This is a genomic window from Novosphingobium sp., assembly GCF_040398825.1.
Taxonomy (GTDB): Bacteria; Pseudomonadota; Alphaproteobacteria; order Sphingomonadales; family Sphingomonadaceae; genus Novosphingobium.
In genome coordinates this window covers 20117-27520 of record NZ_JBBATI010000045.1, presented here as the reverse complement: position 1 = coordinate 27520, position 7404 = coordinate 20117, and the positions used below count along the sequence as shown (strand labels likewise).

Here is a 7404-nt window from a genome sequence, read left to right as displayed (position 1 = left end):
CCACCAATGATACCATCATGCTGTGGTGGTCGGGCGGGGAGGCGGGGCGGGTGGTCTGACTGCACGTCAGTGCAGCTTCAAATTACCCCGGGCCGACATTCACCCCCATGCTGGACAAATAGCGCCGCACGTTGCGCGCGGCCTGGCGCAGGCGCTGTTCGTTTTCCACCATGGCGATCCGCACATAGCCTTCGCCATCTTCGCCATAGCCCACCCCCGGCGCCACCGCGACCTCGGCCTGGGTCAGCAATTGTTTGGAAAATTCCAGACTGCCCAGATGGCGCAGCGCAGGCGGCAGCGGTGCCCAGGCGAACATCGACGCCGGCGGGCTGGGAATGTCCCAGCCGGCGCGGCCAAAGCTTTCCACCAGCACGTCGCGGCGTTTTTGATACAGCGCGCGGTTGGTTTCGACGATATCCTGCGGCCCGTTGAGCGCGGCGCAAGTGGCCGCCTGAATCGGGGTGAACGCGCCGTAATCGAGGTACGATTTGACCCGGGTCAGCGCCGCGATCAGCCGCGGATTGCCCACCGCAAAGCCGACGCGCCAGCCGGCCATCGAAAACGTCTTGCTCATGCTGGTGAATTCCACCGCGATTTCGCGCGCGCCAGGTACCTCCAGAATCGACCGGGTCGGATTGCCGTCGAAATAGAGTTCCGAATAGGCGAGGTCCGACAGCACCCACACCTTGTTTTCGCGCGCCCACGCCACCAGCCGTTCGTAAAACGCCAGGTCCACCGTTTCCGCCGTGGGGTTCGACGGGTAATTGACGATCAGCACCGACGGGCGCGGCACGCTGTAGCGCATCGCCCGATCGAGCGATTCCCAATACCGTTCATCGGGCGTGGTCGGCACCGACCGGATGGTGGCGCCGGCAATGATAAAGCCAAAGGTATGGATGGGATAGCTGGGGTTGGGCGCCAGCACGACATCGCCGGGCGCGGTGATCGCGGTGGCCAGGCTGGCCAGCCCTTCCTTTGACCCCAGCGTCATCACCACTTCGGTTTCGGGATCGAGTTCGACATTGAACCGGCGGGCGTAATAATTGGCCTGGGCCTTGCGCACGCCGGGGATGCCGCGCGATGCGGAATAGCCATGCGCCGACGGTTTTTGCGCCACTTCGCACAACTTTTCGATCACATGCGGGGGCGGCGGCAGATCGGGATTGCCCATGCCCAGATCGATGATATCCCGCCCGCTGGCGCGTGCCGCGGCCCGCATGCCGTTGACTTCGGCGATGACATAGGGCGGCAGGCGCTTCATGCGGTAAAATTCTTCGTCCACGGGGCGGGTCTCTCTCCGGCTGGGGCATTCTTGCGCAGCCGCCCTTACGCCAAAGCGGCCGGAATGGGAACCATCGCGCTTGGACGCCGGGCAAACCCGGTATAGAACGCCCAAAGAGTTACAAGGAACAGGCCATGACCGGCGACAACAGCGCAACAGGCGACGCCACTGCAAACCAGCCCGACGCGTCCGCATTTCACGACGGCGCGGTGATCGAGGATCTGATGCGCCAGCAGGGTGCGGCATTGCAGGCGCTGTTCAGCCCGTTCATGCCCACTGGCGGTGCCACCCCGCCCGATCCCACCGATATGCAGCACTGGGCGATGTCCGCGGCCAAGCTGCAAAAGATGTGGCTGGATTTCGGCGCCGAACAATCCGGGCGGATCGAACCGCTGATGGCGCGGCTGGCCGATCCGGCGCGCTGGCCCAGCCCCTGGAACCTGTGGGCGGGCGATTGGGCAAATGCGCTGCCGGTGGCGAAGCTCGAATCGCAAAAGGCGCTGTGGGATGACAGCGTGGCGCTGTGGACATCGATCGCGCGCGCCTACAACCCGGCGCTGGCGCCGGCATCGGGCGAACCGACGGCCGAACTGCCCTATCGCGACCGCCGGTTTGCCGATCCCAAATGGCGTGAACAGCCGGTGTTTGCGCTGATCCATCAGACGTATCTGCTGCTGGCCAAACAGCTCGGCGCGATGGCGGATGATCTGGACGGGATTGCGCCCGAACGGCGCGAACAGATCCGCTTTGCACTGCGGGTGATTACCGAGGCGTTGAGCCCGGCCAATTTCCCGCTGACAAACCCGCTGGTGATCGAACGCACGCTGGCTACGCGGGGGGACAATCTGGTGCGCGGGGTGGAACACCTGCTGCACGATCTGCGCCAGGGGCAATTGACCCACACCCGCCCCGGCGCATTCGTGCCGGGCGAAAACATCGCCGCCACCCCGGGCAAGGTGGTTTACGAAACCGCGCTGTACCAGCTGATCCAGTACAGCCCCACCACGGCCGCCGTGCTGGCGACGCCGCTGGTCATTTTTCCGCCGTGGATCAACCGGTTCTATATCCTCGACCTCAACCCCGGCAACAGCTTCATCCGCTGGGCGGTGGCGCAGGGGCTGACGGTGTTTGTGGTGTCGTGGCGGTCGGTCGATGCCAGCCTGGCCGACACATCCTGGGACGATTACGTGCGCGCGCAGATCGATGCGATCGATGTGATCCGCGCGCGGCTGAATGTGCCGGCGGTGCACGCCATCGGCTATTGCGTGGCGGGCACCACGCTGGCAGCCACGCTGGCGGTGCTGGCGCGGCGTGGCCAGGCGGACAAGGTTGCCTCTGCCACGTTCTTTACTGCGCAGGTCGATTTCGAACTCGCGGGCGATCTGAAGGTTTTCATCGATGATGCCCAGTTGCGCATGATCGAAGGGCTGGCCACCGATGGCTGCCTGGACGGGCGCTATATGGCGGCCACGTTCAACCTGTTGCGGTCATCCGATCTGGTGTGGAACTATGTCGTTAACAATTACCTGCTGGGCGATGAGTATCCGGCGTTCGACCTGCTGCACTGGAACGGTGATACCACCAATCTTCCGTTCGGCTGGTTGCGCGGCTATCTGACCGATCTGTACCGCGACAACCGGCTGGTGGTGCCCGATGCGCTGACCGTCGATGGCACACCGATCGATCTCCACCGCATTGCCACGCCATGCTATATCCAGGCCGGGCGGCAGGACCATATCGCGCCGGCCGGCAGCGTGTGGAAACTGACCCGGCACGTTGCTGGCCCATGCAAATTCGTGCTGGCCGGATCGGGGCATATCGCCGGCGTGGTCAACCCGCCGCAATCGGGCAAATACCAATACTGGCTGAACCCCGATGATCCGCAGACGCTGGACGAATTCATCGCCGGCGCGACCGAAACCAAGGGCAGCTGGTGGCCCGACTGGATCGACTGGATCCGCGCGCTGGACGATGCGACGGTACCCGCCAAAGGCCGCCGCGCACCCGGCGGTCGGGGCGACCCGGTGATCGAAGATGCGCCGGGGCGCTACGTCCGCCAACGCTGACCGGGCGCATTGCTCCAAACGCAAAATTGCTTATTGTGCACCGCACAATAAGCCTTGACTTCGCAACTGCACTGCCCATATATTGCATTGCAGCATAGGCCGACAGCGGTGCCCTTATGGCCCGCCACACGGACCGCGATTGCAGGAGCCAAGCAACCATGTCCGACATCCCGCTGTCTGACAGCAACGACCACGAAGCGACCCAGCCCGCCATGACGCCTGCCCCCGCGCAGACGGACATCGCGGCGCCCGCGGTAACTGTTTCTGCAACCCCGGCGGCGGTCCCGGCGCGCAAGCGTGCGATGACCAAAACCCCGGCGGCTAAAACTACGGCGGCCAAAGTTGCACCTGCAAAACTGCCGGAACCCGTGACGGCACCGACTGCCAAGACTGCGGCCAAACCAGCCGCCACGCCCAAAACCCGTGCGGTTGCTTCAGCCGCACCGGCAAAGCCCGTTCCGGCCAAGCCCGTCCCGGCGGCACCTGCCGCCCGGGCAAAACCGGCGCGCACTGCAAAAATCGTAACGCCCGTAAAAAAACCTGCCGCGGTGACAGCGGCGCCCACACCAAAGGACACCTCCATCATGGCCATCACCACCACCGACTACACCGAAAAGCTTCAGACCGCGTTCAAGGACGCATCGGAAAAGGCCAAGGCCGCTATGGAAAAGAGCCAGGCCGGTCTGGGTGAAATGGGTGAATTCACCAAGGGCAACATGGAAGCCCTGATCGAATCGAGCAAGATTTTCGCCGCCGGCCTGCAGGAAATGACCAAGGGCTATATGGCTGCCAGCAAATCGACGATCGAAACGATGACCGCCGAAATGAAGGACCTGGCCGCGGTCAAATCGCCCACCGAACTGATGGAAAAGCAGTCGACGCTGCTGCGCAAGCAGTTTGACGCCGCCGTCGCTACCAGCTCAAAGAACAGCGAAGCCATGCTGAAGCTGGCCAGCGAAGCGTTCCAGCCGATCTCCAACCGGGTCAGCCTGGCCGTGGAAAAGATCAAGCACGCGGCATAAGCAGCATAGCTGATTTCAGTATTACGGGCCGGACGGGTTCACCGTCCGGCCCGTTTGCGTTTGAGCCCGCACGCCTGCACCTTACACCCCCTTGAATGCGCGCGCGTGCAATGCGATATTCGATGTCACGATGACAAACCTCCTTTTCCCAGATCCGCACCACGGCGGCGCCAATCCGGTCACGGCCCCCATGCGCCCGCATGCGGTGCGCGGCGCCGGTGATGACGGCGACGGTGGCGGATCGAACGGCGGCAACCAGGTCGGGATTGCCACCCGCACGCGCACCCGGCCGAAAAAGCCGAACATGTTCAAAGTGCTGATGCTGAACGACGATTACACCCCGATGGAATTCGTGGTGCTGGTGCTCAAGCGCTTTTTTTCGATGGATATGGACCAGGCGACGCGGGTGATGCTGCATGTCCACCAGCGCGGCGTGGGCGTGTGCGGCGTGTTCGCCTATGAAATCGCCGAAACCAAGGTCAACCAGGTGATGGATTTTGCCGCACAGAATCAGCACCCGCTGCGCTGCACGCTGGAAAAAGACTGATCGCGCAAACTGGCACCGCGATGGTGCGTTACGGCGGGTTTGCGCTTCCTTCACCGGCTGAACCCGGCTAGGCCAGTTGCAGGCCGCAGCCAGGTTTGCGCAGTGGCATCGTACCGCCACACGGCAACCAGGCAGAACCGGCTAACCTTGTGACATTTCTTACCGCGATCGACAAATATATCGCCCGGCTGGTCATTGTGCCCATGCTGTCGGTGTTCGTGATCGCGGCGTCGCTGCTTGTGCTCGACAAGATGTTGAAACTGTTTGACTTCGTCGCGACCCAGGGCGGTCCGGTCGGGGTTGTGTTCAAAATGCTGGCCAACCTGCTGCCCGAATATGCCAGCCTGGCAATCCCGCTGGGGCTGATGCTGGGCATTCTGTTCGCGTTTCGCAAGCTGGCGACCAGTTCCGAACTCGACGTGATGCGCGGCGTGGGCCTCAGCTATACGCGGCTGCTGCGCGTGCCATTCCTGTTCGCGATCGTGCTGGCCGGGTTCAATCTGCTGATTGTCAGCTATATTCAGCCGCGGTCGCGCTATTTTTACGAAGAATTGCAGTTCGAACTGCGCTCGGGCGCGCTGGGCGCATCGATCAAGGTGGGCGAATTCAACGCGCTGCAGGATCGCACCGCGCTGCGCGTGGAATCAAGCCGCGACGAAGGCCGCCAGTTGCAGGGGATCTTTGCGCGGATCGCCAGCGAAAAGGGCGACGTGCTGGTGATTTCGGCGCGCGAAGGGCAGTTTTTCGCCAGCCGCGAAAATCCCGATACGGTCATCCTGCGGTTGACCGATGGCCAGATCGTGCAGGAAAGCCCGACCATCCGCCACCCCCGCGTGCTGACCTTCGCCAGCCACGACCTGCCGGTGGATCTGCCCAAAATCGAACAGTTCCGCCGGCGCGGCGACAAGACCAGCGAATATTTCCTGCCAGAATTGCTGCGCATCGGCTGGAGCCAGCATTCCACCACCGAAATGCGCAACCAGACCATTGCCAACCTCAATTACCGGCTGGTGGAGGTGGCGATGATGTTCCTGCTGCCGCTGCTGGCGGTGGCGCTGGCAGTGCCGCCCAAACGGTCGTCGTCCGCGCTGGGGGTGTTCGTGTCAATCGTGATGGTGGTCGCCTATCACAAGGTCAATGAATATGGGCAGGACGTGTCCAGCCTGGGCCGGGTCGATCCGACGCTGGCGCTGTGGGGGCCGTTTGCGCTGTTTGCCGCGTTGATCGTGTGGATGTACTGGCGGCTGGCCTATGTGCCCGGCGGGCAACCGATCGGCGGGCTGGAAACCGGGTTTGCCCGGCTTGCGCGCATGGTCATGGGGCTGTTTGCCGCGCGCAAGCGCCAGCCCGATGTGCCGCCCGAGGACCTTAGTGGAGCCGCGCACCGTGCTGTTTGATCTGTTCCCGTCGCGCACGATGACGCGGTATATCGCGCAGATGTTCGCGGTGCGCATCCTGGCCGTGCTGGTGATGCTGGTGCTGGTGCTGCAGATGCTCGACCTGTTGAGCGAAAGCGGGCACATCCTGGCCGCCAAGGGCAACGGGCAGATGGAACTGCTACGCTATATCGGGCTGCGCACGCCGCAACTGATCAGCCGGTTTACGCCCTATTCGGTGCTGCTGGCGACGATCATCACGCTGGTAACGCTCAACCAGAACAGTGAAGTCGTGTCGATGAAGGCCGCCGGATTGTCGGCGAACCAGATCCTGGCGCCGCTGTTTCTGGTGGCGGCGTTCACCAGCGTGTTCACCTTTGCCTTCAACGAACGCGTGGTGGTGCGCGCATCGGGCGCGTTGAAGGCGTGGCAGGATGTCGGCTATGGCACGACCCCGCCCGACAGCGATATCAAGACCAATGTGTGGATGCAGGATGGGCCGAACATCCTCTATGCCCGCACCGTTACCGGGCGCGGCGCGGCCATGACCATGGGCGATGTAAGCTGGTACCGCCGCGATCCCGGCGGCATGGTGACCGATATCGTGCATGCCCTGCGCGCCACTTTTGCCCACCCCGGCTGGCGGTTTGACCACCCCACCGGTTTCAATGTGCAAAGCACGCGGGCCGGGCCGCAGGGCACCGATACAGTCTATGCCACCGGGGTCGATCCGGCGCAGGTGATCGTGCGCAAGACCGACGCCGATGGCGAATCACTGGCCCGGCTGACCACATCGATCGCCGCCATCCGCGCCGCCGGCTATCGCACCAGCGAGCTGGACGGGAAATGGTATCACAAGCTGTCGGGGCCGCTATCGGCGCTGTTGATGCCGCTGCTGGGTGCGGTTGCGGCATTCGGTCTGGCGCGGTCGGGCAAGCTGTTTGTGCGCGCAGTGATCGGCATGATGCTGGGCTTTGCCTATTTCGTGGTCGACAATGCCGCACTGGCGATGGGCAATTTCGGCGGTTACACCCCGCTGCTGGCAGCGTGGTCGCCGTTTTTCCTGTTTTTGCTGATCGGCGAAACAGTGCTGATCCGCACCGAGGAATAG

General features: G+C 63.3%; 6 protein-coding genes. 5 read left to right on the top strand and 1 reads right to left on the bottom strand.

From position 1 onward, the window contains the following. Positions 1-82 precede the first annotated feature (82 nt). Positions 83-1282: an LL-diaminopimelate aminotransferase gene (locus tag ABWP89_RS16815; RefSeq protein WP_353230753.1), complete on the bottom strand. Its 1200-nt coding sequence runs from the start codon at positions 1280-1282 to the stop codon at positions 83-85. A 134-nt stretch (positions 1283-1416) separates the two neighbouring features. Here ABWP89_RS16815 and ABWP89_RS16810 point away from each other — a divergent pair, with 134 nt between their 5' ends. The 5 genes from ABWP89_RS16810 to lptG all read left to right on the top strand — a co-directional run bounded on the left by ABWP89_RS16810 (position 1417) and on the right by lptG (position 7404). Then, entirely contained in the window at positions 1417-3348 is a 1932-nt protein-coding gene (locus ABWP89_RS16810; RefSeq protein ID WP_502915317.1) for a PHA/PHB synthase family protein, read from the top strand. A 584-nt stretch (positions 3349-3932) separates the two neighbouring features. Then, positions 3933-4370, top strand: a complete 438-nt coding sequence (locus ABWP89_RS16805; RefSeq protein WP_353230751.1) for a phasin family protein — start codon at positions 3933-3935, stop codon at positions 4368-4370. Between the two features lie 190 nt (positions 4371-4560). Next, entirely contained in the window at positions 4561-4917 is a 357-nt protein-coding gene (gene clpS, locus ABWP89_RS16800) for an ATP-dependent Clp protease adapter ClpS (RefSeq protein WP_353230755.1), read from the top strand. A 149-nt stretch (positions 4918-5066) separates the two neighbouring features. Beyond that, complete coding sequence (locus ABWP89_RS16795) at positions 5067-6314, top strand: LptF/LptG family permease (RefSeq protein ID WP_353230750.1); 1248 nt, start codon at positions 5067-5069, stop codon at positions 6312-6314. After that, the gene (lptG, locus tag ABWP89_RS16790) at positions 6304-7404 is read left to right on the top strand and encodes an LPS export ABC transporter permease LptG (RefSeq protein ID WP_353230748.1); all 1101 of its coding nucleotides are present in this window, start codon (positions 6304-6306) and stop codon (positions 7402-7404) included. Before ABWP89_RS16795 ends, lptG begins: the two co-directional genes overlap by 11 nt.